At 73.0% G+C, this 26,200-nt stretch carries 22 protein-coding genes, 1 rRNA gene and 2 riboswitches; of the genes, 20 read left to right on the forward strand and 3 right to left on the reverse strand.

Going from position 1 to position 26,200, the window contains the following annotated elements; all coding sequences use genetic code 11:
* From rrf to QSK52_RS23840, 12 genes are all read left to right on the forward strand, one after another.
* A 5S ribosomal RNA gene (rrf, locus tag QSK52_RS23785) occupies positions 1–82 on the forward strand; the annotation flags it as partial.
* Positions 83–183: 101 nt separating this feature from the next.
* Positions 184–795 carry a CDP-alcohol phosphatidyltransferase family protein gene (locus QSK52_RS23790; protein ID WP_285738174.1) on the forward strand — a complete coding sequence of 204 codons (612 nt, stop codon included), beginning with the start codon at positions 184–186 and terminating at the stop codon, positions 793–795.
* Between the two features lie 125 nt (positions 796–920).
* A complete protein-coding gene (locus tag QSK52_RS23795; RefSeq protein ID WP_285738175.1) occupies positions 921–3,416 on the forward strand; it encodes a mannose-1-phosphate guanyltransferase in 2,496 nt (831 codons plus the stop codon).
* 195 nt (positions 3,417–3,611) lie between these two features.
* On the forward strand, positions 3,612–4,610 hold the full coding sequence (locus QSK52_RS23800; RefSeq protein WP_352230305.1) for a DUF881 domain-containing protein: 999 nt from the start codon (positions 3,612–3,614) through the stop codon (positions 4,608–4,610).
* Positions 4,607–4,939: a small basic family protein gene (locus tag QSK52_RS23805; RefSeq protein WP_030463668.1), complete on the forward strand. Its 333-nt coding sequence runs from the start codon at positions 4,607–4,609 to the stop codon at positions 4,937–4,939. Before QSK52_RS23800 ends, QSK52_RS23805 begins: the two co-directional genes overlap by 4 nt.
* Before the next feature lie 9 nt (positions 4,940–4,948).
* Positions 4,949–5,884 (forward strand): DUF881 domain-containing protein, encoded by a 936-nt coding sequence (locus tag QSK52_RS23810; protein ID WP_285738176.1) that lies wholly within the window; start codon positions 4,949–4,951, stop codon positions 5,882–5,884.
* Between the two features lie 181 nt (positions 5,885–6,065).
* A complete protein-coding gene (locus tag QSK52_RS23815; protein ID WP_285738177.1) occupies positions 6,066–6,926 on the forward strand; it encodes an FHA domain-containing protein in 861 nt (286 codons plus the stop codon).
* Between the two features lie 65 nt (positions 6,927–6,991).
* Complete coding sequence (gene ftsR / locus QSK52_RS23820) at positions 6,992–7,735, forward strand: transcriptional regulator FtsR (protein WP_285738178.1); 744 nt, start codon at positions 6,992–6,994, stop codon at positions 7,733–7,735.
* A gap of 97 nt (positions 7,736–7,832) precedes the next feature.
* Positions 7,833–8,306, forward strand: a complete 474-nt coding sequence (locus tag QSK52_RS23825; RefSeq protein WP_285738179.1) for a bifunctional nuclease family protein — start codon at positions 7,833–7,835, stop codon at positions 8,304–8,306.
* 313 nt (positions 8,307–8,619) lie between these two features.
* Positions 8,620–9,297, forward strand: a complete 678-nt coding sequence (locus tag QSK52_RS23830) for a MerR family transcriptional regulator (RefSeq protein WP_285738180.1) — start codon at positions 8,620–8,622, stop codon at positions 9,295–9,297.
* A gap of 45 nt (positions 9,298–9,342) precedes the next feature.
* Positions 9,343–10,074, forward strand: a complete 732-nt coding sequence (locus QSK52_RS23835; RefSeq protein WP_435053340.1) for a SanA/YdcF family protein — start codon at positions 9,343–9,345, stop codon at positions 10,072–10,074.
* Between the two features lie 36 nt (positions 10,075–10,110).
* Positions 10,111–11,490, forward strand: coding sequence for a DNA polymerase IV (locus tag QSK52_RS23840; RefSeq protein ID WP_285738181.1), 1,380 nt, complete (start codon positions 10,111–10,113; stop codon positions 11,488–11,490).
* Positions 11,491–11,581: 91 nt separating this feature from the next.
* On the opposite strand, the gene QSK52_RS23845 is transcribed toward QSK52_RS23840, so the two are convergent.
* Both QSK52_RS23845 and QSK52_RS23850 read right to left on the reverse strand, forming a co-directional pair.
* Positions 11,582–13,054 (reverse strand): MFS transporter, encoded by a 1,473-nt coding sequence (locus QSK52_RS23845; protein ID WP_285738182.1) that lies wholly within the window; start codon positions 13,052–13,054, stop codon positions 11,582–11,584.
* A 169-nt stretch (positions 13,055–13,223) separates the two neighbouring features.
* On the reverse strand, positions 13,224–14,351 hold the full coding sequence (locus QSK52_RS23850; protein ID WP_285738183.1) for a PRC and DUF2382 domain-containing protein: 1,128 nt from the start codon (positions 14,349–14,351) through the stop codon (positions 13,224–13,226).
* A gap of 190 nt (positions 14,352–14,541) precedes the next feature.
* A riboswitch (glycine riboswitch) is annotated at positions 14,542–14,646 on the forward strand.
* 2 nt (positions 14,647–14,648) lie between these two features.
* A riboswitch (glycine riboswitch) is annotated at positions 14,649–14,775 on the forward strand.
* 90 nt (positions 14,776–14,865) lie between these two features.
* Between QSK52_RS23850 and gcvP the strand changes: the two genes are divergently transcribed.
* The gene (gcvP, locus tag QSK52_RS23855) at positions 14,866–17,736 is read left to right on the forward strand and encodes an aminomethyl-transferring glycine dehydrogenase (RefSeq protein WP_285738184.1); all 2,871 of its coding nucleotides are present in this window, start codon (positions 14,866–14,868) and stop codon (positions 17,734–17,736) included.
* A 199-nt stretch (positions 17,737–17,935) separates the two neighbouring features.
* On the opposite strand, the gene QSK52_RS23860 is transcribed toward gcvP, so the two are convergent.
* Positions 17,936–18,310, reverse strand: a complete 375-nt coding sequence (locus QSK52_RS23860) for a DUF1844 domain-containing protein (RefSeq protein ID WP_033256284.1) — start codon at positions 18,308–18,310, stop codon at positions 17,936–17,938.
* Between the two features lie 499 nt (positions 18,311–18,809).
* On the opposite strand from QSK52_RS23860, the gene infC reads away from it, so the two are divergent.
* The 7 genes from infC (at position 18,810) to pheT (ending at position 26,133) form a co-directional block, all read left to right on the forward strand.
* Positions 18,810–19,448 (forward strand): translation initiation factor IF-3, encoded by a 639-nt coding sequence (infC, locus tag QSK52_RS23865; RefSeq protein ID WP_435053341.1) that lies wholly within the window; start codon positions 18,810–18,812, stop codon positions 19,446–19,448.
* Between the two features lie 133 nt (positions 19,449–19,581).
* Positions 19,582–19,776 carry a 50S ribosomal protein L35 gene (gene rpmI, locus QSK52_RS23870; protein ID WP_030268653.1) on the forward strand — a complete coding sequence of 65 codons (195 nt, stop codon included), beginning with the start codon at positions 19,582–19,584 and terminating at the stop codon, positions 19,774–19,776.
* A gap of 104 nt (positions 19,777–19,880) precedes the next feature.
* Positions 19,881–20,267 carry a 50S ribosomal protein L20 gene (gene rplT, locus QSK52_RS23875; RefSeq protein WP_030921387.1) on the forward strand — a complete coding sequence of 129 codons (387 nt, stop codon included), beginning with the start codon at positions 19,881–19,883 and terminating at the stop codon, positions 20,265–20,267.
* Positions 20,268–20,370: 103 nt separating this feature from the next.
* Entirely contained in the window at positions 20,371–21,240 is an 870-nt protein-coding gene (locus tag QSK52_RS23880) for a TrmH family RNA methyltransferase (RefSeq protein WP_285738185.1), read from the forward strand.
* Positions 21,241–21,285: 45 nt separating this feature from the next.
* Complete coding sequence (locus QSK52_RS23885; RefSeq protein ID WP_285738186.1) at positions 21,286–22,374, forward strand: sensor histidine kinase; 1,089 nt, start codon at positions 21,286–21,288, stop codon at positions 22,372–22,374.
* Between the two features lie 127 nt (positions 22,375–22,501).
* Positions 22,502–23,623 carry a phenylalanine--tRNA ligase subunit alpha gene (gene pheS, locus QSK52_RS23890; protein ID WP_285738187.1) on the forward strand — a complete coding sequence of 374 codons (1,122 nt, stop codon included), beginning with the start codon at positions 22,502–22,504 and terminating at the stop codon, positions 23,621–23,623.
* Positions 23,623–26,133, forward strand: a complete 2,511-nt coding sequence (gene pheT / locus QSK52_RS23895; protein ID WP_285738188.1) for a phenylalanine--tRNA ligase subunit beta — start codon at positions 23,623–23,625, stop codon at positions 26,131–26,133. The genes pheS and pheT overlap by 1 nt, the downstream gene beginning before the upstream one ends.
* Positions 26,134–26,200 lie beyond the last annotated feature (67 nt).

Raw genomic sequence — 26,200 nt, forward strand, 5'->3', positions numbered from 1 at the left:
CATTCCGAACCCGGAAGCTAAGCCTCACAGCGCCGATGGTACTGCAGGGGGGACCCTGTGGGAGAGTAGGACGCCGCCGAACAATCTTTCAGAGAAAGCCCCCTGACGGGATGTCAGGGGGCTTTCTTGTTGTAGGGTCAGTCCCGCACAGTCGTCAGTGGTTAATACAGGAGGCTCCGCACCGTGGAGGTCCAGGAGACGCGAGTTCAGACCGACCGGGTCCTCACGATCCCGAACCTGCTGAGCATGGCTCGGCTGGTGGGCGTGCCGATCTTCCTGTGGTTGGTGCTGTGGCCGGTCTTCGGGGGGCCGAAGAACGACGGGTGGGCGATCGTCGTCCTGATGTTGAGCGGGGTCAGTGACTACCTGGACGGGAAGCTGGCCCGGCGGTGGGGGCAGATCAGCCGGCTGGGGCAACTGCTGGACCCGGCTGCTGACCGGCTGTACATCGTCTCGACGTTGGTGGGGTTGACCTGGCGGGAGATCCTGCCGTGGTGGCTGACGGCGCTGCTGGTGGCGCGCGAGGCGTTCGTCGGGGTGGTGCTGTTGCGGCTCAACCGGGCGGGTTACGGGCCGCTGAACGTGAGTTTCCTGGGGAAGGCGGCCACGTTCAATCTGATGTACGCGTTTCCGCTGCTGCTGCTGGGGGTGGGCGAGGGGTGGGTGCACCGGGTTGCGGGAGTGGTGAGTTGGGCGTTCATCTGGTGGGGGACGACGCTGTACTGGTGGGCCGGTGCCCTGTATGCGGTGCAGGCCCGGCAGATCCTGCAGGCGGAGCGTCCGGCTGCCGTTTGAGATCAGCCTGAGACGTTTCACACGGCCTCCTCGGTGAGTCGGACGTTTTCTTCCGGGTAGGGATGCGTCGGACCGGTTTGATGGATCCGCAGGGGTTCACCACCGCGAAGGAGGACGCACCCGTAATGAAAGCCGTTGTGATGGCGGGCGGGGAGGGCACTCGACTCCGCCCCATGACTTCCAGCATGCCCAAGCCGCTGCTGCCGGTGGCCAATCGGCCGATCATGGAGCACGTGCTGCGGCTGCTGAGGCGGCACGGCCTCACTGACACTGTGGTGACCGTGCAGTTCTTGGCGTCGTTGGTCAAGAACTACTTCGGTGACGGTGAGGAACTGGGCATGCACCTCACCTATGCCAACGAGGAAACACCGCTGGGTACGGCGGGCAGCGTGAAGAACGCCGAGGACGCGCTGCGGGACGATTCGTTTCTGGTGATCTCCGGCGACGCGCTGACGGACTTCGACCTTTCCGACCTGATTGCCTTTCACCGGGAGAAGGGCGCGCTGGTGACGGTGTGCCTGACCCGGGTGCCGAACCCGTTGGAATTCGGCATCACCATCACGGACGACGAGGGGAAGGTCGAGCGCTTCCTCGAGAAGCCGACCTGGGGGCAGGTGTTCTCGGACACCGTGAACACCGGCATCTACGTGATGGAGCCGGAGGTCTTCGACTACGTGGCGGCCGGGGAGTCGGTCGACTGGTCGAGCGACGTGTTCCCGCAGTTGCTCAAGGAGGGCAAGCCGGTGTTCGGCTACGTCGCCGAGGGCTACTGGGAGGACGTGGGCACGCACGAGAGCTACCTGAAGGCCCAGGCGGACGTCCTGGAGGGGAAGGTCCAGGTCGAGCTGGACGGGTTCGAGATCTCGCCGGGCGTGTGGGTGGCCGAGGGTGCGGAGGTGGACCCGGAGGCGGTGCTGCGGGGGCCGCTGTACATCGGTGACTACGCCAAGGTCGAGGCCGGCGTGGAGCTGCGCGAGCACACTGTGCTGGGGTCGAACGTGGTCGTGAAGCGCGGGGCGTTCCTGCACAAGGCCGTGGTGCACGACAACGTGTACGTGGGGCCGCAGAGCAACCTGCGCGGGTGCGTGGTCGGGAAGAACACCGACGTGATGCGGGCCGCGCGGATCGACGAGGGGGCGGTGATCGGTGACGAGTGCCTGATCGGCGAGGAGTCGATCATCGCGGGCAACGTCCGGGTCTACCCGTTCAAGACGATCGAGGCCGGCGCCTTCGTCAACACCTCGGTGATCTGGGAGTCCCGCGGCCAGGAGCACCTGTTCGGGGTGCGGGGCGTGTCGGGGATCCTGAACGTGGAGATCACCCCGGAGCTGGCCGTGCGGCTGGCGGGGGCGTACGCGACCACGTTGAAGAAGGGCGCGACGGTCACCATCGCGCGTGACCACTCGCGTGGTGCGCGGGCGTTGAAGCGGGCGATGATCTCGGCGCTGCAGACCAGTGCGATCGACGTCCGCGACCTGGAGAACGTGCCGATGCCGGTGGCCCGGCAGGCGACGGCGCGGGGGAGCGCGGGCGGGATCTTCCTGCGGACCACGCCGGGGGTGCCGGACTCGCTGGACATCCTGTTCTTCGACGAGCGCGGGGCGGACCTGTCGCAGGCCGGGCAGCGGAAGCTGGACCGGGTGTACTCGCGGCAGGAGTTCCGGCGGGCGTTCCCGGGCGAGATCGGCGACCTGCTGCACCCGGCGAGCGTGTTCGACTCGTACGCGACGAACCTGTTGCGGGCGGTGGACACCTCGGGGGTGCGGGAGGCCGGGCTGAAGGTCGTGGTGGACGCGGCGCACGGCAGTGCCGGACTGGTGCTGCCGAGCATCCTGGGGCGGCTCGGGGTGGAGACGCTGACGGTGGCCGGCGGTCTGGACGAGTCGCGGCCGACCGAGGGCGCGGACGAGCGGCGGGCGGCGCTGGCGAGGCTGGGCGAGCTGGTGGCGTCCTCGCAGGCGGCGTTCGGGGTGCGGTTTGACCCGGTGGGTGAGCGGGTGTCCTTCGTGGACGAGCTCGGTCGGGTGATCCAGGACGACCGGGCGCTGCTGGTGCTGCTGGACCTGGTGGCGGCCGAGCGCCGTTCCGGGCAGGTGGCGCTGCCGGTGACGACGACGCGGATCGCCGAGCAGGTGGCGGCGTACCACGGCACCCAGGTGATCTGGACGACGACCTCGCCGGACGACCTGGCGAAGGCCGCGGCGGCGGACGGCACGGTCTTCGGCGGTGACGGGCGCGGCGGTTTCGTGGTGCCCGAGTTCTCCGGGGTGCTGGACGGGGCGGCGGCGTTCGTGCGGCTGGTCGGCCTGGTGGCGCGGACGCAGCTGACGCTGAGCCAGATCGACGCCCGGATCCCGCAGGCGCACATCCAGAAGCGGGACATCGCGACGCCGTGGGCCGCCAAGGGCATGGTGATGCGCTCGGTGGTGGAGGCGGCCGGGAACCGGAAGCTGGACACCACGGACGGCGTGCGGGTGGTCGAGCCGGACGGCCGGTGGACGCTGGTCCTGCCGGACCCGGCGGAGGCCGTCACGCACCTGTGGGCGGAGGGTCCGGACGACGAGGCGACCGAGCGGCTGCTCGACGAGTGGGCCGCGGTCGTGGACGGCGCCGGGAAGTAGGAGGCGCGAGAACCGGCGGGGCGGGCCCGGGAGGCCCGCCCCGCCGGGGCGTTTGTCACGATCCTGTGCCGAAACCGTCCTGCGGGGCCGGGAGCTGGTCGTGGGGTACCTCGTGGTCGTGAAACGATGTCCGGCATGCCAGCAACGCCGACACCGAGTGACCCGGAGGGGCGCTTCCGCCGTCCGGACGCCTCGATGTCCCTGTTGACCACGGTCATGGAGCACTCGCTCGACGACGGGTACGCGGAGGCGGCCCGGGCGCGCGGGGCGGAGGGCAGCTCGCGGCTGCCGACGACGGCCAAGGGTCGGCTGGTGCTGGCCCTGGGGCTGGCGCTGGCGACGGTCGTGGTGACGGTCGGGGCGGTGAACACGCACGCGGCGGCGCCCGTCCTGGCGAAGGAGCGGGACGCGCTGGTCAGCCGGGTCAACGAGGCCAACGCGGCGGCGGACGCCCTGCAGCGGCAGGTCGAGGAGGACCGCGACAAGGTCGAGCAGGCCCAGGACGCGGCGCTGCAGACCGGGGACGACGGCGGGGCGGCGGCGCTGGCGGCGCAGACCGGGACGGGGGAGATCACCGGGCCGGGCGTCAAGCTGGTGATCGACGACGCGTCCGGCAGCGGTTCGGGCGGCAACGTCAGCGATCCGCGCAACGGCGGCGGCTACGGCAAGAACGGGCGGGTCAAGGACCACGACCTGCAGTACGCGGTGAACGGCCTGTGGCTGGCCGGGGCGGAGGCGGTGTCCGTGAACGGGCAGCGGCTGACCGCGCTGTCGGCGATCCGGGCGGCGGGCGACGCGATCCTGGTCGACAACCGGCCGCTGGTGCCGCCGTACACGGTGCTGGCGATCGGGGACGGGCCGCGGCTGGCGCGGGCCTTCCAGGACAACGAGGGCGGCCACTACCTCAAGATCATCCAGGACAGCTACGGGATCCGCTCGACGCTGTCGACGCAGAAGTCGCTGACCCTGCCGGCCGCGCTGGGCGTGACGCTCCGGGTGGCCGGGCCGGAGGCGTCCGCGGAGCCGTCCCCGGCTGCGACGCCGCCGCCCCCCTCGCCGTCGGGTTCCTCCGCGTCCTCCGCCCCGCCGTCCGGTTCGCCGGGCGCGGCCAGGAGCGGGACGCCGTCGAAGTCCGCGCGGTCGACCGCGAAGTCCACTTCCACTCCCACCGGAACAGGAGCTGCTACACCGTGATTGCCGTACTGGGTCTGGTGATCGGCGTGATCGTCGGCGTGTTCGTGCAGCCCGAGGTGCCGAACGCGGTGGTGCCCTACCTGCCGATCGCGGTGGTGGCGGCGCTGGACGCGGTGTTCGGCGGCGTGCGGGCGATGTTGGACGGGATCTTCGACGACAAGGTCTTCGTGGTGTCCTTCCTGTCGAACGTCGTGGTGGCGGCGCTGATCGTGTTCCTGGGCGACCAGCTGGGCGTGGGGTCGCAGCTGTCCACCGGCGTGGTGGTGGTACTGGGCATCCGGATCTTCTCGAACGCGGCGGCGATCCGTCGGCACGTGTTCAGGGCGTAGGGAGCGGCTGTGAGCGAGGAGAAGGAGCCGCGGGAGCGGGAGGCGGAGCCGCCGGTCGGCGAGGAGCCCGGGGCGGAGCCCGCGGCCGAGGTGCCCGCGGCGGCGGAGGCCGGGGAGGTCGAGCCCGCGGCCGGGGAGGCCGTCCGCACGCCGGAGGAGGTGCCTGCGGCCGAGGAGCCGCCGGCGGCGGTGGTGCCGCAGGAGCCGGTGCGTCTGCCGTCGGACGGGCGGACGCGGCTGAAGGCGGCGCTGTGGCCGCCGCGGGTGTCGCGGGGCCAGCTGGTGGTGGCGCTGCTGCTGTTCGCGCTGGGGCTGGCGCTGGCGATCCAGGTCCGTTCGACCAACGACCACAGCGAGCTGCGCGGGGCCCGGCAGGAGGACCTGGTGCGGATCCTCGACGAACTGGACGGCAAGCAGCAGCGCCTCCAGTCGGAGAAGACGCAGCTGGAGCAGTCGCTGGCGCAGCTGGAGAACTCCTCGAACCAGGCCAAGGAGGCCCAGGAGCAGACCCGGAAGAAGGCGGCCGAGCTGGGCGTGCTGGCCGGGACGGAGAAGGCGACCGGCCCGGGGATCGTGCTGACGATCGATGATCCCCAAGGGCAGGTGAAGGCCGATATGCTGCTGGACACCCTGCAGGAACTCCGAGCAGCGGGGGCGGAGGCGATTCAGATCAACGACGTGCGCGTGGTGGCCGGAACCTACTTCACCGACAACTCGTCGGGGAACGGTGTGCGCATCGACGGCAAGGACGTCTCGCAGCCGTTCCGCTTCACCGTGGTGGGCAATCCGCAGGACCTGACTCCGGCGCTGAACATCCCCGGTGGCGTGGTGCGCAGCCTGGAGAACCATCAGGCGCGGGCGACCATCGTCCAGCAGCAGAAGGTGCTGGTGGACGCGTTGGCCGCGCCGAAGCCGTTGCAGTACGGCAAGCCGGCGGCGAAGTGACGGGGCGCGCTCCGTACGGTTCGTCAGCTGCGGGCAGCCCCCGGTGGTGGGTTTCCGCGGCGGGTCGGCGACACTGGGTCTTACCGCTCGTCAGTCTCCGGTCCGATGCCGGTCCCACCGCCACACCGAGCCTTGAACCCTGCCCCGCGGGCGGTTCTGTCACACGCAAGGGGATTCGCCCGTGAGTTTTTTCTCGAAGCTTTTCGGCCGCAACAAGAAGGCGGCAGAGGCGCCGACCGCGCGCTACCGGCAGGAGGACGCCGGGGTGCCGTCGATGCGTCCGGCGCCGGAGGGGCAGCGTCCGATGTACCGGGACGACGTGACCCAGGGCGCGGGCATCCCGACCGGGCAGTTCGACGCGGCGTACGGCGCGTCGGTTGATTCGGCGGGCGGGCCGCGCATAGGTTTCCCGGCAGGACCCTCAACCTCCGGTGGAGGGTTTGCCCCGGACCCCTATGCCGGGCACGTCCAGTCGGGTGTGCCGCGCCAGGAGGCTGTGAACATGGCTGGCACCAGCCCGTGCCCGCGGTGCGGGAACCAGAACCCGGCTCAGGCCCGTTTCTGCTCGAACTGCGGCACGCAGCTGCGTGGCGGCTTCGCTGAGGGCGCGGTGGAGACCACCTCGACCATCTCGATCTCCGGCATCGAGTCGTACGACCCGACCGCGACCTCGACGGGTGCCACTCCGGCGCTGTCGGCCGAGGTGATGGCGGCGATCGACGCGCTGCCGCCGGGCTCGGCGCTGCTGATCGTGCAGCGCGGCCCGAACTCGGGCAGCCGGTTCCTGCTGGACTCGGACGTGACCACGGCGGGGCGGCACCCGCAGGGCGACATCTTCCTGGACGACGTGACGGTGTCGCGTCGGCACGTGGAGTTCCGTCGGCAGCCCGACGGCGGCTTCTCGGTCGCGGACGTGGGCAGCCTGAACGGCACCTACGTGAACCGGGAGCGGATCGACGAGGTGCTGCTCAGCAACGGCGACGAGGTGCAGATCGGGAAGTACCGGCTGGTGTTCTTCGCCAGCCACCACCGGGGGTACTGACCACTTCTCCGTTTGGAGCCCGAGTGACCCCACAGATTCCTACCCCGTCCCTCGGGTCCTCGCCCGTGCCGGCCTCGCGCCGCACGGGCGAGGCGCGCCGGCGGGGTGACGAGCTGCTGTCGATCGGCGCGGTGCTGGCCTTCCTGCGGGACGACTTCCCGGAGGTGACCATCTCCAAGATCCGCTTCCTGGAGGCGGAGGGCCTGGTCGAGCCGCAGCGCACCCCGTCCGGCTACCGGAAGTTCTCGGCGGCGGACGTGGAGCGGCTGGCGTACGTGCTGCGGATGCAGCGCGACCACTACCTGCCGCTGCGGGTGATCCGCGAGCACCTGGACGCGATCGAGCGCGGCGAGCAGCCCCCGGCGCTGCCGGGGGCGGAGGCCCGTCCGGGGCCGTTGGAGGAGGCGGACCGGGAGCTGGCGGCCGCGGCCGCGGTGGCGGGCGGGGTGCGGCTGGGCCGGGCCGAGCTGATCGCGGCGGCCGAGGCGCAGGAGCGCGAGCTGGCCGAGTGGGAGGCGTACGGGCTGGTGCAGCCGGGCCCGGACGGCGGGTACGACGGCGAGGCGCTGCAGATCGCCCGGCTGGTGGCGGAGTTGGGCCGGTTCGGCCTGGAGCCGCGGCACCTGCGGGCGATGAAGGCGGCGGCCGAGCGCGAGGTGGCGCTGGTGGAGCAGGTGGTGGCGCCGCTGCGGCGGCACCGCAACCCGCAGACCCGGGCGCACGCGGAGGCGACGGCGCGGGAACTGGCCACCCTGTCGGTGCGGCTGCACGCGGCGATGGTGCAGGCGGGGCTGCGGGCCCGGTCCTGAGCGGCCGGTGGCGGCCGGGCGGCCGGCGGGTCCGGATCGCGGCGGCCGCTGCCTGCTGCGCTTTCCTATCGGGGGCGTGCGCCATAGGGTTGCTGGTGTGAATGAGCTCGACGTCGTGGGTGTCCGGGTGGAGATGCCCTCAAACCAGCCGATCGTGCTGCTGCGGGAGGTCGGCGGTGACCGCTACCTGCCGATCTGGATCGGGCCGGGCGAGGCGACCGCGATCGCCTTCGCCCAGCAGGGCATGACTCCGGCCCGGCCGCTGACGCACGACCTGTTCAAGGACGTGCTCGGCGCGCTCGGGCAGCAGCTGACCGAGGTGCGGATCAACGACCTCCGGGACGGGGTGTTCTACGCCGAGTTGGTGTTCGCCGGTGGTGTCGAGGTGAGCGCACGCCCCTCGGACGCGATAGCGCTGGCGCTGCGCACCGGTACGCCGATCTACGGGAGCGAGGAGGTGCTGGCGGAGGCCGGCATCTCGATCCCGGACGAGCAGGAGGACGAGGTCGAGAAGTTCCGGGAGTTCCTGGACCAGGTCTCGCCGGAGGACTTCGGCGGCGGCCCGCAGTGACGCCGGGACCTCCGGGGCCGGGCGCGGCCGGTGGCTCGCGGTGACCGGGCGGGAGCCGGTGCGCTAGTCCGGTCGGCGGCGGGCCGCAACTCGGTTGGGCCGGAAATGCGTTCTGCTACCCACACATGGGGCACGAATAACCACTCGATGGGGTGAAGTTTGTGGAAGCCCCCGGCGTGGCGATCGTTGACGGTGCTCGGGCGACTGCCTACCGTCAGGTGATGGCCCGCCGGACGGGCCACCCGCAGCCCGGGGCCCGGCAGGGCTCCTGCGGGTCCCGTGGGGCCTTGGGCGGAATGGACGGAGGTTGGCGATGAGCGGCACCGGCGACGAGACGCGTTCCGGGGCGCTGTGCGCGGTGCACCTGCCGCGGGCCGGCCGGCCCCTGATCGGGCGGCCCTGGCGGCCCGAGCCCGAGGCGGAGGAACTGCCGCGGCTCGGCCGCTTCCCGGCCGTCCAGCCCGGGCAGCCCGCGATCGAGCGGCTCGCCCCGACGTCCGCCCTGGTCGGCTACCGCGGGCCGACGGCCTGCGCCGCCGCGGGCATCACCTACCGGCAGCTCGACTACTGGGCGCGCACCGGCCTGCTGGAGCCCTCGGTGCGCTCCGCGTACCCGGCCGGGGCGCAGCGGCTGTACAGCTTCCGGGACATTCTGCTGCTGAAAATCGTCAAGCGGCTGCTGGACGCGGGCGTGTCGCTGCAGAACATCCGGGTGGCCGTCACCCACCTGCAGTCCGCCGACCAGGCCGGGCTGACCGGGCTGACCCTGATGTGCGACGGCGCGACGGTCTACGAGTGCACCTCGCCGCAGCAGGTGGTCGACCTGCTGAACGGCGGGCAGGGCGTGTTCGGCATCGCGGTCGGCGCGGTCTGGCAGGAGCTGGAGACCACCCTGGGCCGGCTGCACGGCGAGCGCACCGACACCGGCGAGACGCTGATCGGCCACGACCCGGGCGACGAGCTGGCGCAGCGCCGCAACCGCGCGGTCTGACCCCCGGCGGGAACCGCGGGGGCGGGCCGGTTCGTCCTCCCGTCCGTGTCGACGATCTTGAGGTGTGCGGGGCGGCGGGCCCGGGCGGCGTGGTGCGCGGTGCGGCCGGCGGACCGGCGGCGGCAGCGCCGCTGGTTCCAGGCGGTGGTGCTGTGCTCCGCGCTGGGGCTGGCGCCGAGCGCCTGGCTGCACCTCGGCCGGTCCGCGAAGGTCGGCACGGTGGCGAGCGCGCCCGGGGCCCCCGTCGCGGTGGTGTTCGGCGCCGGGCTGATGGACGGCGTTCCCTCCCCGTACCTGGCGCACCGGCTGGACGCGGCGCTGGAGCTGTACCGGGCGCACAAGGTCCGGGCGATCCTGGTGACCGGCGACAACGGCACCGTCCAGTACGACGAGACCGACGCGATGCGCGCGTACCTGATCGAGCGCGGGGTGCCCGCGGTGCGGGTGGTCGGCGACTACGCGGGCTTCGACACCTGGGACTCGTGCAGCCGGGCGCACCGGATCTTCGGCGTGGACCGGGCGCTGCTGGTCAGCCAGACCTTCCACGTCCGGCGGGCGCTGGCGCTGTGCGAGGCGGCCGGGATCGACGCGTACGGGGTCGGGGTGGAGGAGTGGCACGACACCACCTGGAAGTACGGCGAGGCGCGGGAGGTCGGCAGTGCGGTGAAGGCGGCGCTGAGCGTGCTGCTGCGGCCGGACCCGACGCTGCTGGGGCCGCACGAGGACGGGGTGGCGCGGGCGCTCGCGGACGCGGCGGGGGGCGCCGGGCAGGGCTGAGCGGGGATTGTCGGTGGTGCGCGGGATGATCGAGCGGTGCGGACCGTGCCGAGCATCCTCCACCTCGACATGGACGCCTTCTTCGCCGCGGTGGAGCAGGCGTCCAAGCCGAGCCTGCGCGGCAAGCCCGTCGTCGTCGGCGGCCTCGGCGGGCGCGGCGTGGTCTCCACCGCCTCCTACGAGGCGCGCAGGTTCGGGGTGCACTCGGCGATGCCGATGGCGCAGGCCCGTCGGCTGTGCCCGAACGCGGCCTTCCTGACCGGCCGGTTCGACGCCTACCGGGCCAACAGCGAGATCGTCATGGGCCTGCTGCGGGAGCGCTCCCCGCTGGTCGAGCCGCTCAGCCTGGACGAGGCCTTCGTCGACCTGGAGGCCGGGCCGTACGGGCCCGCGCTGGCCGCCGCGACCACGCCCGCCGAGGGGGCGCAGCTGGTGCTGGCCCTGGCCGAGGACCTGCGGGCGGACATCGTGGAGCGCACCGGGCTGACCGCGTCCGTCGGTGTCGCCGGGTCCAAGCTGATGGCCAAGATCGCCTCCGAGCAGGCCAAGCCGGACGGGCTGGTGCTGATCGAGCCCGGCACCGAGCGGGCGGTGCTGGCCCCGATGCCGGTGCGGGCCCTGCCCGGGATCGGGCCCGCGACCGAACAGGCGCTGCGCCGGGCCGGGTTGACCACGGTGGCGGACCTCGCGGAGGCCGGGTTCGAGGAGCTGGTCGCCCTGCTCGGGAAGGCGCACGGCGCGGGCGTGTTCCAGATGGCGCTCGGCTGGGACGAGCGGCCGGTGGTGCCGGACCGGGACGCCAAGTCGGTGTCGGTGGAGGACACCTTCGAGGTCGACCTCGCCGACCGGGACCGCATCCTGTACGAGATCGAGCAGTTGGCCGCGCGCTGCGTGCGGCGGCTGCGGGCGGCCGGGCGCTCCGGGCGGACGGTGGTGCTCAAGGTCCGGCGGTTCGACTTCTCCACGCTGACCCGCTCCGAGACGCTGCGCGGGCCGACGGACGACGCGGAGGTGATCGCCGCGACGGCGCGGCGGCTGGCGACGCAGGTCGACGTCACGGGCGGGGTGCGGCTGCTGGGCGTGGGCGTCGCGCAGCTCGCGGACTACACCCAGGAGGACCTGTTCGCCCAACTGGAGCGGGAGGAACGGGAGTCGGGCCCGGCGGCGGTGGTCGAGGAGACGGTCGAGGAGGCGGTGGAGGTCGACCCGGCGGCCCGGCGGTGGTGGCCCGGGCAGGACGTCACGCACCGCGAGTTCGGGCCCGGTTGGGTGCAGGGCAGCGGGGTCGGGCGGGTGACGGTGCGGTTCGAGACGCCGTACTCGGGGGTGGGGCGGGTGCGCACGTTCGCGGTGGGGGACGGGGATTTGGAGCCCTCGGGGGCGCTGCCGCTCCGGCCTCCGGCGGGCGGGGGCTGAGCGCGCGGGAAAGGGAGCACCCCCCGCCGATGCCCGTGGCGAGGGGTGCTCCCTGTTGCTCGCGTGTGTCCAGGACGCGAGGGGGACGCCGTCAGGCGTCGGTCTTGGTGAGCGCCGGGGCGGCCTGCTCGGCGGGGGAGGCCGGGGCGGACTTGGCGGCGCGGATGGCGAACGGGACGACCGCGGCGACCAGGCACATCGCGCCGGCCACCCAGAAGGCGTTCTGGTAGGCGTTCTCGGTGGGGAGCTGCACGGGGATCGGCAGCTTGAGGGTGTCGCCGGTGAGGATCGCGCTCATCACGGCGGTGCCGACCGCGCCGCCGACGGTGCGCAGCACGGCGTTCATGCCGTTGGCGATGCCGGACTGCTCGGCGGGGACGGCGCCGTTGATGTAGGCGGGCATCGCCGCGTAGGCGAGGCCGACGCCGAGGCCGAAGACCGCGGAGGAGAAGTAGAGGTCGAACTCGGCGCCGTGGCGCAGCGCCAGGTAGGCCATCGAGACGGCGCCGAGGAGGCCGCCGAGGACCAGCGGGAGGCGGGGACCGCGGCGGGCGATCAGCAGGGCGCCGAGCGGGGCGGCGACCATCGAGCCGATCGCGGAGGGCAGCAGCATGACGCCGGCGTGCAGGACGGTGGCGGTGAAGCCGTAGTGGGCGAGCTTCTCCGGGGTCTGCGCGAAGTTGCTGATCACCATGAACGAGCCGTACATGCCGAAGCCGATCAGCAGGCCGGAGAGGTTGGTGAAGGCGACGGCGGGGCGGGCCATCATCGACAGGTCGACCAGCGGGTGGGTGACCTTGGACTCGACGAGGACCCAGAGCAGGGCGACCACGGCGGCGACGGCGAACAGACCGAGGGTGCGGTTGGAGGTCCAGCCCCAGTGGTTGCCCTGGCTGACGGCGACCAGCAGGGCGGAGAGCCAGCCGGCCAGGGTGAGCGCGCCGAGCGGGTCGGCGCCGCCCTCCTTGTCGACGACCGGGTCGGTGGGCACCCGCAGGACCACCAGGGCGACCGCGACCAGGCCGAAGACCAGGCCCATCCAGAAGATCGACTTGTAGCTCCAGTGCTCCAGCAGCAGGCCGGTGGCGACCAGGCCCAGGCCGGAGCCGACGCCCATCGAGGCGGAGATCGCGGCGACGCCGCCGGTGACCTTGTGCCGGGGCAGCTCGTCGCGGACGATGCTGATCGCCAGCGGCAGCACGCCGCCGCCCGCGCCCTGCAGCACCCGGGCCACCAGCAGCCAGGTGAAGGAGTGGGTGCACACGGCGAGGCCGGAGCCGAGAACCAGGCCGGCCAGCGAGACCAGCAGCATGGGCTTGCGCCCGCGCAGGTCGCCGAAGCGGCCGAGCAGCGGGGTGAGGACCGCGGCGGAGAGCAGGTTGGCGGTCATCAGCCAGGTGATGCTGGAGCCCGAGACGTTCAGCTCGCGGGCCAGGCCCGGCAGGATCGGGACGACCGCGGTCTGCACCACGCTGAAGGCCAGCATGGCCAGGATCAGGGCGGGCAGGACCCGGGCGCTGGTGGGCTTGGCGGCCGTGGGGGTGGGCTGTGGTGCCTCACTCACGGGGACTCCTCCGACGGGTTGCTTCAGACAGGCGATAGTGCATGAACTGAAGTAACCATGTCGGGAGATGCTTCACTCTGTCAAATATCGATCGGTGAAGCTTTGGCAAAGCGCCGGCCCCGGCCCGCCGGAGCGGACCGGGGCCGGGGCCCGGTGGTGCGGCGGGCCGTCAGGAGCGCAGCGGCTCCGGGCGGGCGTGCTCGGCACCGCCGCCCGCGGCGGACGGCTGCGGCTTCGCCGCGGTCGGCGACTGCGGCTGCGCGTTCCACGGCTGCCGCTGCTGCGCCCCCTCGCCGTCCCCGCCGCCGGCGGCCGCGTCGTGCACCTCCACCTGCTCGCGGCGCAGCTCCTCGCGGACCACCTCCTCCTCGGTGTACCGCTCCACCACCAGGCGCACCCGCTCGATCGGCGCCAGGTACTTGCGCACCACCGGACGCTCCTCGCGCAGCGTGACCTCCTCGACCGCCTCGGCGATCTCCTGCTCGCTCAGCGCCGCCCGCTCCGCGTCCGACACCGGGATCCGCTCCACCCGCACCCGCTCGCGCACCACCGGCACCCGGCGCTCCACCTGCTCGGTGGTCACGTACTTGCGCAGCCGGGTGGTGCCCACCGCGTGCCACTCGGTGGTGATGTCGATCCGCTCCTCGCGGCAGGTGATCTCCACCGGTGCGGTCGGCCGCGCCCCGTCCGGGCGCTCCGCCGGGGCGGACTGCTGCTGGTGCTGCTGGTGCTGCTGGTGCTGGTGCTGCTGCGTCGCCGGTTCGGTCCGGGTCGCGGCGAAGGCCGTCGGCGCGGCGGCCGCGGCGGCGACCGGGGCGGCCGCGGGCGCCGGGGCGGGGGCCGGGGCCGGGCTGGGGGTGGAGGCGACGGTGCCGAAGTCGCGGTCCGCCGCGTGCTCCTGGCGCGGGTGCTCCTTCGCGGCCGCACCCGCGGACCCCGCCGTCCCGGCCGCGGCCTTCGCCGCGGGGCCCGAACCGGCGTCGCCGCCGGTGTCCAGTCCGTAGTAGCGGTACAGCTGCAACTCCTGGGCCGGGGAGAGGTGCTGGCCCACGCCGAAGTCCGGGGACTCCTTGATCAGCGACTTGTCGTACGGGACGCGCAACTCGTCGCCCGCGAACTCGCTGGTGGTCAGCGGGACGAAGGCGTCCCGGCCGAAGATCCCCGTGCGGACGGCCGCCCACTCCGGCTCGCCGGTGGCGTCGTCCAGGTACACCTCGTCGACCGTGCCGATCTTGTCACCGTTCCGGTCGACCGCCTTGTGTCCGATCAGGTCGCGCGGATCGATATCGGTCTGCACGCTGTCCTCCAGTCCTGCTGCTCCTCAGGGGTCTGTTGCGGGCGGCGGTCGGAGGAGCGTGCCGGGCCGCCACTTCACACCAAACGGCACGTAACGGACGGCGGCACTCCGGAAGCCGCCGTCCGGGGCAGATCACAGGGCCGCACCGGTGATCGGAAGGGCCCGCGCTGGTAACCTCGGAGGCGACCGCCGAGCCCGCTCGGGAGAGTCCCGACCCCGCTGAACGGGGGGTGCGGGACGCCGAAGGAGCAACCCCTCCCCGGAATCTCTCAGGCATCCGTACCGAGCGAGAACAGGTCACTCTGGAAAGCAGGGCAGGACCGTCGGCACCGGAGCCGGTCGGACCCGCCCTCGCCGACGGTGCAAGCCGTGCGGGCCCCGGCCCGGACGCGTGAAGCTCTCAGGTACCGATGACAGAGGGGGAGGCTGACGGGTTCGCCCGCCCGCCCGGCTTCCACGGCAGTCGGTCGGCGTGCGTACCACCGCCGGTCCGCGACCAGGAGGCCCGACCCCCATGAACGCCCAGCCGACGCTCAGCGACCTTGAGCAGGCCAGCCCCTTCGAGCACCGCCACATCGGCCCCGACAGCGACGCCCAGCAGAAGATGCTGGCCCAGGTCGGCTACGCCTCCCTGGACGAGCTGTCCGACGCCGCCGTCCCCGACGCCATCCGCAGCCTCACCGCGCTCGGCCTGCCCGCCGGGCGCAGCGAGGCCCAGGTGCTCGCCGAACTGCGCGAGCTGGCCGGCCGCAACCAGGTCCTCACCTCGATGATCGGCCTCGGCTACTACGGCACCTTCACCCCGCCGGTCATCCTGCGCAACGTGCTGGAGAACCCGGCCTGGTACACCGCCTACACCCCGTACCAGCCGGAGATCTCGCAGGGCCGCCTGGAGGCGCTGCTCAACTTCCAGACCGTGGTCGCCGACCTGACCGGCCTGGACACCTCCGGCTCCTCGCTGCTCGACGAGGGCACCGCCGCGGCCGAGGCGATGGCGCTGGCCCGGCGCGTCACCAAGAACAAGGCCGGGGTCTTCCTGGTCGACGCGGACACCCTGCCGCAGACCCTCGCCGTGATCGAGACCCGCGCCGAACCGACCGGCGTCGAGGTCGTCACCGCCGACCTGTCCGAGGGCATCCCCGCCGAGATCGCCGAGCGCGGCGTCTTCGGCGTGCTGCTCCAGTATCCGGGCGCCTCCGGCGCGGTGCGGGACCTGAAGGCCGTCATCGAGCAGGCCCACGGGCTCGGCGCCGTCGTGGCCGTCGCCGCCGACCTGCTCGCCCTCACCCTGCTGCGCTCGCCCGGCGAGCTCGGCGCCGACATCGCCTGCGGCACCTCGCAGCGCTTCGGCGTCCCGATGGGCTTCGGCGGCCCGCACGCCGGCTACCTGGCCGTCCGCGCCGAGTACGCCCGCAACCTGCCCGGCCGCCTGGTCGGCGTCTCCGTCGACGCCGACGGCAACCGCGCCTACCGGCTCGCCCTGCAGACCCGCGAGCAGCACATCCGCCGCGAGAAGGCCACCTCCAACATCTGCACCGCGCAGGTGCTGCTCGCCGTGATGGCCTCCATGTACGCCGTCTACCACGGCCCCGACGGCCTCGCCGACATCGCCCGCCGCACCCACCGCTACGCCGCCGCGCTGGCCGCGGGCCTGCGTGCGGGCGGCGTCGAGCTCGCCCACGACGCGTTCTTCGACACCGTGACGGCCGTCGTCCCGGGCCGGGCCGACGAGGTCGTGGCCGCGGCGCTGGCCGGCGGCGTCAACGTGCACAGGGTCGACGGCGACCGGGTCTCGGTCTCCTGCGACGAGACCACCACCCGCGCGCACCTGGCGGCCGTGTTCGCCGCGTTCGGCGTCGAGGCGGAGATCGCCGAGGACGCGGACGCGCTGCCCGCCGGGCTGCTGCGCGAGGACGAGTACCTCACCCACCCGGTCTTCCACAGCCACCGCTCCGAGACCGCGATGCTGCGCTACCTGCGCCGCCTCTCCGACCGCGACTACGCGCTCGACCGCGGCATGATCCCGCTGGGCTCCTGCACCATGAAGCTCAACGCGACCACCGAGATGGAGCCGGTCACCTGGCCCGAGTTCGGTCAGCTGCACCCGTTCGCGCCGGTCGACCAGGCCGAGGGCTACCTGACGCTGATCCGCGAGCTGGAGCAGCAGCTGGTCGAGGTCACCGGCTACGACGCGGTGTCGATCCAGCCGAACGCGGGCTCGCAGGGCGAGCTGGCCGGTCTGCTGGCGGTGCGGGCGTACCACCGGGCGAACGGGGACACCCAGCGCGACGTCTGCCTGATCCCGTCCTCCGCGCACGGCACCAACGCGGCCTCGGCGGCGATGGCCGGCATGCGGGTCGTCGTGGTCAAGACCCTCGCCGACGGCGACGTGGACGTCGAGGACCTCAAGGCGAAGATCGAGCAGCACCGCGAGCAGCTGGCCGTGCTGATGGTCACCTACCCGTCCACCCACGGCGTGTTCGAGACCGAGATCACCCGGATCTGCGCCCTCGTCCACGAGGCCGGCGGCCAGGTGTACGTCGACGGCGCCAACCTCAACGCGCTGGTCGGCCTCGCCAAGCCCGGCAAGTTCGGGGCGGACGTCTCGCACCTCAACCTGCACAAGACCTTCTGCATCCCGCACGGCGGCGGCGGCCCCGGCGTCGGCCCGGTCGCGGTGCGCGAGCACCTCGCGCCGTACCTGCCCAACCACCCGCTGCAGGCCGAGGCCGGCCCGGCGACCGGCGTCGGACCGATCTCGGCCGCGCCCTGGGGCTCGGCGGCGATCCTGCCGATCTCCTGGGCGTACGTCCGGCTGATGGGCGGCGAGGGGCTCAAGCGCGCCACCCAGGTGGCCGTGCTGAACGCCAACTACATCGCCAAGCGGCTCGCCCCGCACTACCCCGTGCTCTACACCGGCCCCGGCGGGCTGGTCGCGCACGAGTGCATCATCGACCTGCGGCCGCTAAGCAAGGAGACCGGCGTCAGCGTCGACGACATCGCCAAGCGGCTCATCGACTACGGCTTCCACGCGCCGACCATGTCGTTCCCGGTCGCCGGGACGCTGATGATCGAGCCGACCGAGTCCGAGGACCTGCACGAGATCGACCGCTTCTGCGAGGCGATGATCGCGATCCGCGGCGAGATCGAGAAGGTCGGGGCGGGCGAGTGGGCCGCCGACGACAACCCGCTGCGCAACGCCCCGCACACCGCGTCGATGCTGGCCGGCGAGTGGGCGCACCCGTACACCCGCGAGGAGGCGGTCTTCCCGGCGGGGGTCAACCCGGCGGACAAGTACTGGCCGGCGGTGCGACGGATCGACGGCGCCTACGGTGACCGGAACCTGGTGTGCTCGTGCCCGCCGCTGGACGAGTACGACGCGTAACGCGTGACACGAAGCCGCCCGCCGGGGGAGTCCTCCCGGCGGGCGGCTTCTGCGTGGGCCCTTCCGCCGCGCGCAGTTCCCCGCGCCCCTGGCGGGGCGCAGGGGGAGGGCTGCGCCTTCGGCGGGGCGGGAGGGGGAGGGAACGGAGAAGCCGCCCGCCGGGGAGTTCTCCCGGGCGGGCGGCTTCTGCGCGGGGGTGTCAGGAGTAGACGGGGCCGGTGAACTTCTCGCCGGGGCCGGTGCCGGGGGCGTCGGGGACGAGGGAGGCCTCGCGGAAGGCGAGCTGGAGGGAGCGGAGGCCGTCGCGGAGGGGGGCGGCGTGGAAGTTGGAGATCTCGGGGGCCCCGGCGGTGACCAGGCCGGCCAGGGCGGTGATGAGCTTGCGGGCCTCGTCGAGGTCCTTGTCGGCCTCGCCGCCCTCGGCGAGGCCGCACTTGACGGCGGCGGCGCTCATCAGGTGGACGGCGACGGTGGTGATCACCTCGACGGCGGGGACCTCGGCGATGTCGCGGGTCAGGTCGTCGAAGCCGAGGGCCTGGTCGGACTCGTGCGAGTGGTCGGGCTGGCTGGTCAAGGTGTCACTCCGAGGGGGCTGGTGCGAAAGCGCAGTACGCAAGGAGCGTACAAGGCGGCCGGGAGGGGGTTGGAATACCGGTCGGGTGGGAAACGCTGGTATGATTCGAGACTGACCGGCCGGGCGACCCTTCGGGTTGCCCGGCCAGCAAGTGGAGGCTCCACTCAGGAGGCCCGAGAGGGCAACCGCGACAGTCTCCCACCTGATCGGCCGAAGGGCCGACGGGTCCGGTCCGCGATGGGCGCCCGTGAGGGAGTGTCCGTCGGCAGTGGTGCCCGAGAGGGCGTCCCGGAACGTGTGGAGCCCCGCCTGTACCGTGCGGGGCTTTTTTCGTGCGCTCGGTGCCCTCGACGGGCAGCGGAGCATGAATGAAGCCCCGCCCAGTGGTCGAATACCACTACGTGCGACCGCCGCCCGACGGCCGCATCGGAAAAGGTGCAACCGAGGAGGCCCCATCAGCACCGAGCCCCGCATCAACGACCGGATTCGCGTCCCCGAGGTGCGACTCGTCGGTCCCAGCGGCGAGCAGGTCGGCATCGTCCCGCTCGCGAAGGCGCTGGAGCTTGCCCAGGAGTACGACCTGGACCTGGTCGAGGTCGCCGCCACGGCGCGCCCGCCGGTGTGCAAGCTCATGGACTACGGCAAGTTCAAGTACGAGTCGGCGATGAAGGCCCGTGAGGCGCGCAAGAACCAGGCGCACACGGTCATCAAGGAGATGAAGCTCCGGCCGAAGATCGACCCGCACGACTACGACACCAAGAAGGGTCACGTCGTCCGGTTCCTCAAGCAGGGCGACAAGGTCAAGATCACGATCATGTTCCGCGGTCGTGAGCAGTCCCGCCCCGAGCTGGGCTTCCGACTGCTGCAGCGGCTCGCGGACGACGTCCAGGAGCTGGGCTTCGTGGAGTCCGCCCCGAAGCAGGACGGCCGAAACATGATCATGGTTCTCGGCCCGCACAAGAAGAAGACCGAGGCCATGGCCGAGGCCCGCGCCGCCGCTGACGCCCGCAAGGCGGAGCGGCAGGGTCGCGGACCGGCCGCGGACCAGGCGGAGGAGGAGGTGGCCGAGGAGGCCGCCGCCGAGACCGTCGAGGCCGCCGAGGTCGAGCAGCCCGCCGAGGCTGCCCAGGACGCCTGAGCCTTCGGGTTCGGGGGCCGGGGAGCCGAGGCACCCGGTTCCGGGGCGTCCCGCCCTGGAGACGAGATCCATCCAGTTCCGGCCCGCGCCGCACGGCGCGGGCCGGAACGGACCGACGAGGAGAAACGGCGACATGCCGAAGCAGAAGACGCACAGCGGCGCCAGCAAGCGCTTCAAGATCACTGGCTCCGGGAAGGTGCTGCGCGAGCGTGCCGGCCGTCGCCACCTGCTCGAGCACAAGCCCTCGACGCTGACCCGCAAGCTGGCCGGCAACGCCGAGATGGCCCCGGGCGACGCGAAGAAGATCAAGAAGCTTCTCGGCAAGTGATCGCCCGCCCGCGACCGCGTCGCGGGCACCAGCTGATCCTTACCGACCGAATCGAATAACGGACCGCCGGCACGACCCGAGGTCCGGAACCAAGGAGTAATGAAGTGGCACGCGTCAAGCGGGCAGTGAACGCCCACAAGAAGCGCCGGGTCATCCTCGAGCGGGCCTCCGGCTACCGCGGTCAGCGTTCGCGCCTGTACCGCAAGGCCAAGGAGCAGGTCACCCACTCGCTGGTCTACAACTTCAACGACCGCAAGAAGCGCAAGGGTGACTTCCGCCAGCTCTGGATCCAGCGCATCAACGCCGCTGCCCGTGCCAACGGCATCACCTACAACCGCTTCGTCCAGGGCCTCAAGGCCGCGGGCGTCGAGATCGACCGCAAGATGCTGGCCGACCTCGCGGTGAACGACTCCGTGGCGTTCCACGCCCTGGTCGAGGTCGCCCAGAAGGCGCTCCCGGCGGACGTCAACGCCCCCAAGGTCGCCGCCTGATCCAGGCGCCAGTCCTGAGAGCGTTCCCCGGACCCGCAGGCCGCCCGGCCTGCGGGTCCGTCGCGTATCGCGCACCCGCCCGTCCGTGACGAAGATCGTGAGCATGAGCACCGAGACCCCCCTGCTGACCTCCCTGCGCTCCCCGCGCGTCGTCGCCGCCCGCCGCCTGGCCAAGCGCAACCAGCGCGGCAAGGAGCGGCGCTTCCTGGCCGAGGGCCCGCAGGCCGTGCGGGAGGCGGTGGCGTTCGGGCGGCTGCCGGACGGCGAGCACGCCGTGGTCGAGGTGTACGTGACGCCGGAGGCCGCCGAGCGGCACGCGGAGATCGTGGCCGCGGCGCGGGCGGCCAGCCGGCCGGTGCTGACCGCCACCGAGGAGGTCGTCGCGGACATCTGCGACACCGTCACCCCGCAGGGCATCGTGGCGCTGTGCCGGTTCATCGACACCCCGTTCGAGCAGGTGCTGGCGGCCCGGCCGAAGCTGGTCGCCGTCCTCGCGCACGTGCGCGACCCCGGGAACGCGGGCACTGTGCTGCGCACCGCGGACGCGGCCGGGGCGGACGCGGTGGTGCTGACCGACGCCTCGGTGGACCCGTACAACCCGAAGGCGGTGCGGGCGTCGGTGGGGAGCCTGTTCCACCTGCCGGTGGCGACCGGGGTGCCGGTGGAGGAGGCGGTGGCGCGGCTGCGGGAGGCCGGGGTGCGGGTGCTGGCCGCGGACGGGGCCGGGCAGCGCGACCTGGACCAGGAGCTGGACGAGGGCACCCTGCAGGGGCCGTGCGCCTGGGTGTTCGGCAACGAGGCCTGGGGCCTGCCGGAGGAGACCCGCGCACTGGCGGACGAGGTGGTGCGGGTGCCCATTCACGGGCACGCGGAGAGCCTGAACCTCGCCACGGCCGCCGCCGTGTGCCTGTACGCCTCCGCACGCGCCCAGCGCTCCCGCGGCGGGTGTCGCGCCGAGGCCGGCTCGCGCTAGGGTCGGTTCCTGGGCCTGCGAGGGGGCGGGCGGGGGAGGACACCCATGGGCGGCGGCAACTGGGCACCGGTCGAACCTGACGACCTGCCGGACGGACTGGTGGTCGCGGACGCGCGGGGCCGGGTGGTGGCCTTCAACCGGGCCGCGGAACGGATCACCGGCCGCTCCGCGCGCCACGCGATCGGCGTCGAGCTGGAGCGGGCGCTGCCGCTGGAGGACCTGGACGGCCGCCGCTGGTGGCGGCTCACCGACCCGTACGGCGGGCTCGCGGTGCGCACCGGGCAGCCCGAGCGGAACCTGCTGCTGGACGGGCGCGAGGTGCTGGTGTGCGCCAGGTACGTGCGCGAGCGGCCCGGCGGGCCGGTGCGGCAGGTGGTGGTGACGCTGCGCGGCACCGAGGCGCGGCGGCGCACCGAGCGCTCGCACGCCGAGCTGATCGCCACCGTCGCGCACGAGCTGCGCTCGCCGCTGACCAGCGTGAAGGGCTTCACGGCGACCCTGCTGGCCAAGTGGGAGCGGTTCAACGACGGGCAGAAGCGGGTCATGCTGGAGACCGTCGACGCGGACGCCGACCGGGTGGTGCGGCTGATCGCCGAGCTGCTGGACATCTCCCGGATCGACGCGGGCCGACTGGAGATCCGCAAGCAGCGCATCGACCTGGCCGCGGCGGTGCACCGGCACGTGGCCGGGAAGGTCGCCGCCGGGACCCCGGCCGAGCGCTTCGACATCAAGGTGGCCGGGCCGCCCGTCGAGCAGTGGGGCGACCCGGACAAGATCGACCAGGTGCTGGCCAACCTGCTGGAGAACGCGGTGCGGCACGGCGAGGGCACCGTCACCATCGAGGTCGGGCCGGCCGAGGAGCTGGTGGAGGTGCCCGGCACGCCGCCGCGGGTGGTGGAGGGCACCGCGGTGACCGTCAGCGACCAGGGCGCGGGCATCCCCGAGGAGGCGATGCCGCGGGTGTTCACCCGGTTCTGGCGGGGCTCCCGGCGGGGCGGCACCGGCCTGGGCCTGTACATCGTGAAGGGCATCGTGGAGGCGCACGGCGGGGTGATCCGGATCAGCCGGGCCGAGGGCGGCGGCGCCCGGTTCCGGTTCGTGCTGCCCGCGGGCGTCCCCGACTTCATGCTCTGAGCCCGCCCGGGGCGTGGTCACCCGCCCGGGGCGGTCGCGGGCTGCGACTACACTCGACCTTTGGCGTTCTGGGACGCCCGGCGACGCAGCAGACCTGATCACGAGCAGGAGCACGGGAAAGATAGAGATGTCGGCACCCAATAAGTCGTACGACCCGGTCGAGGTCGAGGCCCTCAAGCCCGAGGTGGTGGAACAGGCCCGGGACGAGGCGCTCGCCGCCTTCGCCGCCGCCGCCGACCTCGACGAGCTCAAGCAGGCGAAGGTCGCGCACACCGGCGACCGCTCCCCGCTGTCGCTCGCCAACCGCGAGATCGGCGCCCTGCCCCCGCAGGCCAAGGCCGCCGCGGGCAAGCTGATCGGCCAGGCCCGCGGAGCCGTCAACCAGGCCCTGGCCAAGCGCCAGGTCGAGCTGGAGGCGGAGCGCGACGCCCGGGTGCTGGTCGAGGAGGCGGTGGACGTCACCCTGCCGTACGGCCGCGTGCCGCGCGGTGCCCGGCACCCGCTGACCACGCTCGCCGAGCGCATCGAGGACACCTTCGTCGCGATGGGCTACCAGGTCGCGTCCGGCCCCGAGGTCGAGGCGGAGTGGCTGAACTTCGACGCCCTCAACCTGCACGCCGACCACCCGGCCCGCTCGATGCAGGACACCTTCTTCGTCGAGGCCCCCGACGGCAGCGCCGACTCCGGCATGGTGCTGCGCACCCAGACCTCCCCGGTGCAGATCCGCGCGATGCTGGCCGGCGAGCCGCCGCTGTACGCGGTCAGCCCCGGCCGGGTCTACCGCACCGACGAGCTGGACGCCACCCACACCCCGGTGTTCCGCCAGGTCGAGGCGATCGCGGTGGACGAGGGCATCACCTTCGGCCACCTCAAGGGCACCATCGAGGTGCTGGTGGAGAAGCTGATCGGCGGCGGCCTCGAACTGCGCTGGCGCCCCTCGTACTTCCCGTTCACCGAGCCCAGCGCCGAGATCGACCTGCAGTGCTTCGTGTGCCGCGGCGCCTCGGTGGGCAACCCCGACCGCCCGTGCCGGACCTGCTCCTCGGAGGGCTGGATCGAGCTGGGCGGCTGCGGCGTGGTCAACCCGCGGGTGCTGGTCGCCGCGGGCATCGACCCGAGCCGCTACAGCGGATTCGCCTTCGGCCTGGGCCTGGAGCGGATCCTGATGAACCGTCACAACGTCGCCGACATGCGCGACATGGTCGAGGGTGACGTCCGCTTCACCCTCCCGTTCGGGATGGAGATCTGATGCGCGTCCCGCTTTCCTGGCTGCGCGAGTACGTCGACCTGCCGGCGGGCGAGACCGGCCGCGACGTCGCGGCCCGGCTGGTCCGCGCGGGGCTCGAGGTGGAGACCGTCGAGCAGCTCGGCACCGACGTCAAGGGCCCGCTGGTGGTCGGCGAGGTGCTCTCGATCGAGGAGCTGACCGGCTTCAAGAAGCCGATCCGGCACTGCTTCGTCAACGTCGGCGCCGCCAACGGCACCGGCGAGCCGCAGGAGATCGTCTGCGGCGCCACCAACTTCCAGGTCGGCGACAAGGTCGTGGTGATCCTGCCCGGCGGCGTGCTGCCCGGCCCGTTCCCGATCTCCGCCCGGCAGACCTACGGGCACACCTCGGCCGGCATGATCTGCTCCGCCCGCGAGCTCGGCATGGGCGACGACCACAACGGCATCATCGTGCTGCCGCCCGAGTACGAGCCCGGCACCGACGCGATCGAGCTGCTCCAGCTGGTCGACGAGGTGCTCGACATCGCGGTCACCCCCGACCGCGGCTACTGCCTGTCGATGCGCGGCGTGGCCCGCGAGGCCGCCGCCGCGTACGGCCTGCCGCTGGCCGACCCGGCGCTGCTGGACGTGCCGCCCGCCAACTCGTACGGCTACCTGGTGAAGGTCGCCGACCCGGTGGGCTGCGACCGCTTCGTGGCGCGCACCGTCACCGGCGTCGACCCGGGCGCGAAGTCGCCGATCTGGCTGCAGCGCCGCCTGCAGAAGGCCGGGATCCGGCCGGTCTCGCTGGCCGTCGACATCACCAACTACGTGATGCTGGAGGTCGGCCAGCCGCTGCACGCCTACGACCGCAACCGGGTGGACGGGCCGATCCAGGTCCGCCGGGCGGTGGAGGGCGAGGAGCTCACCACGCTGGACGGCGTCAAGCGCAAGCTGTCCGCCGAGGACCTGCTGATCTGCGACAACTCCGGCCCGATCGGCCTGGCCGGCGTCATGGGCGGCGCCAGCACCGAGATCCTCGACCCGGTCGTCGACGCCGAGACCGGCCTGGCCACCGGCACCACCGACATCATCGTCGAGGCCGCGCACTTCGAGCCGGTCGCCATCGCCCGCACCGCCAAGCGCCACAAGCTGCCCTCCGAGGCGTCCAAGCGCTTCGAGCGCGGTGTCGACCCGGAGGCCGCCCGGGCCGCCGCGCAGCGCGCCGTCGACCTGCTGGTGCTGATCGCGGGCGGCACCGCCGAGGCCGGGGTCACCGACATCGCGGCCCCGCACCCGGTGCGCACCATCCCGATCGACGCGGACCTGCCGGACCGGGTCGCCGGTGCCGAGTACGGCCGCGAGACCGTCACCCGCCGCCTGCAGGAGGTCGGCTGCACGGTCGTCGGCACCGACGTCCTGGAGGTCACCCCGCCGTCCTGGCGGCCCGACCTGACCGACCCGTACGACCTCGCCGAGGAGGTCATCCGGCTGGAGGGCTACGACAACGTCCCCGCCCGGATGCCGGTCACCCCGCCCGGGCGCGGCCTGTCCGAGGCGCAGCGCTTCCACCGGCGGGTCGGCGTGGCGCTGGCGGGCGCGGGCTACGTGGAGATCAACGCGTACCCGTTCGTCGGCGACGCCTCCTTCGACGCCCTCGGGCTGGAGGCGGACGACGCGCGCCGCCGCACCGTCAAGCTGGTCAACCCGCTGAACGACGCCGAGCCGGCGCTGCGCACCACCCTGCTGCCGGGCCTGCTGGGCGCGCTGCGGCGCAACGTGGGGCGCGGCAACACCGACCTGGCGCTGTTCGAGACCGGCACGGTGTTCCTGCCCAAGGCCGAGCCGAAGGTCGCGCCGCGGCTGCCGGTGGACCGCCGCCCGACCGAGGAGCAGCTCGCCGAGCTGAACGCCGCCCTGCCCGACCAGCCGCGCCGGGTCGCCGTCGCGCTGACCGGCGAGCGGCTGCCGTCCGGCTGGTGGGGCAAGGGCGCGCCGTCCGGCTGGGCGGACGCCGTCGAGGCGGCCCGGGTGGTCGCCGCCGCCGCGGGCGTGGAGCTGACGGTGCGCCAGGCGCAGTACGCGCCGTGGCACCCGGGGCGCTGCGCCGAGCTGCTGGTCGGCGAGGAGGTCGTCGGCCACGCCGGCGAGCTGCACCCGCGCGTCGTCAAGGCGCTGCACCTGCCGGAGCGCACCAGCGCGATGGAGCTCGACCTGGACCTGCTGTTCGAGGACGGCCGCCGGGTCTCCGGCCCGCCGGTCTCCGCGTACCCGGTGGCGACCCAGGACGTGGCGCTGATCGTGGACGCGGCCGTGCACGCCGCGGACGTGGAGGCGGCGCTGCGCGAGGGCGCGGGCGAACTGCTGGAGTCGCTGCGGCTGTTCGACGTGTTCACCGGCGAGCAGGCGGGCGCGGGCAAGAAGTCGCTGGCGTACACGCTGCGCTTCCGGGCCACCGACCGGACGCTGACGGCCGACGAGGCGTCGGCGGCCCGCGAGGCGGCCGTCGCGGTGGCCGCCGAGCGCACCGGCGCGGTGCTGCGCGGGGCCTGACGGTCCGCTGCGGGACGGAGCCCCGTCGCGCCCCCGGGTGGGGTGCGGCGGGGCTCCGGCGTGCCCG

It is taken from the genome of Kitasatospora phosalacinea (assembly GCF_030268885.1).
Lineage (GTDB): Bacteria > Actinomycetota > Actinomycetes > Streptomycetales > Streptomycetaceae > Kitasatospora > Kitasatospora phosalacinea_C.

What these genes read in the sequence shown, in the direction of transcription:
- QSK52_RS23795 (WP_285738175.1), top strand. Translation starts at nt 921, where the DNA reads ATGAAAGCCGTTGTGATGGCGGGCGGGGAGGGCACTCGACTCCGCCCC.
- QSK52_RS23800 (WP_352230305.1), top strand. Translation starts at nt 3,612, where the DNA reads ATGTCCCTGTTGACCACGGTCATGGAGCACTCGCTCGACGACGGGTAC.
- QSK52_RS23830 (WP_285738180.1), top strand. Translation starts at nt 8,620, where the DNA reads ATGAGCGGCACCGGCGACGAGACGCGTTCCGGGGCGCTGTGCGCGGTG.
- gcvP (WP_285738184.1), top strand. Translation starts at nt 14,866, where the DNA reads ATGAACGCCCAGCCGACGCTCAGCGACCTTGAGCAGGCCAGCCCCTTC.
- rpmI (WP_030268653.1), top strand. Translation starts at nt 19,582, where the DNA reads ATGCCGAAGCAGAAGACGCACAGCGGCGCCAGCAAGCGCTTCAAGATC.
- QSK52_RS23880 (WP_285738185.1), top strand. Translation starts at nt 20,371, where the DNA reads ATGAGCACCGAGACCCCCCTGCTGACCTCCCTGCGCTCCCCGCGCGTC.
- QSK52_RS23885 (WP_285738186.1), top strand. Translation starts at nt 21,286, where the DNA reads ATGGGCGGCGGCAACTGGGCACCGGTCGAACCTGACGACCTGCCGGAC.
- pheS (WP_285738187.1), top strand. Translation starts at nt 22,502, where the DNA reads ATGTCGGCACCCAATAAGTCGTACGACCCGGTCGAGGTCGAGGCCCTC.
- pheT (WP_285738188.1), top strand. Translation starts at nt 23,623, where the DNA reads ATGCGCGTCCCGCTTTCCTGGCTGCGCGAGTACGTCGACCTGCCGGCG.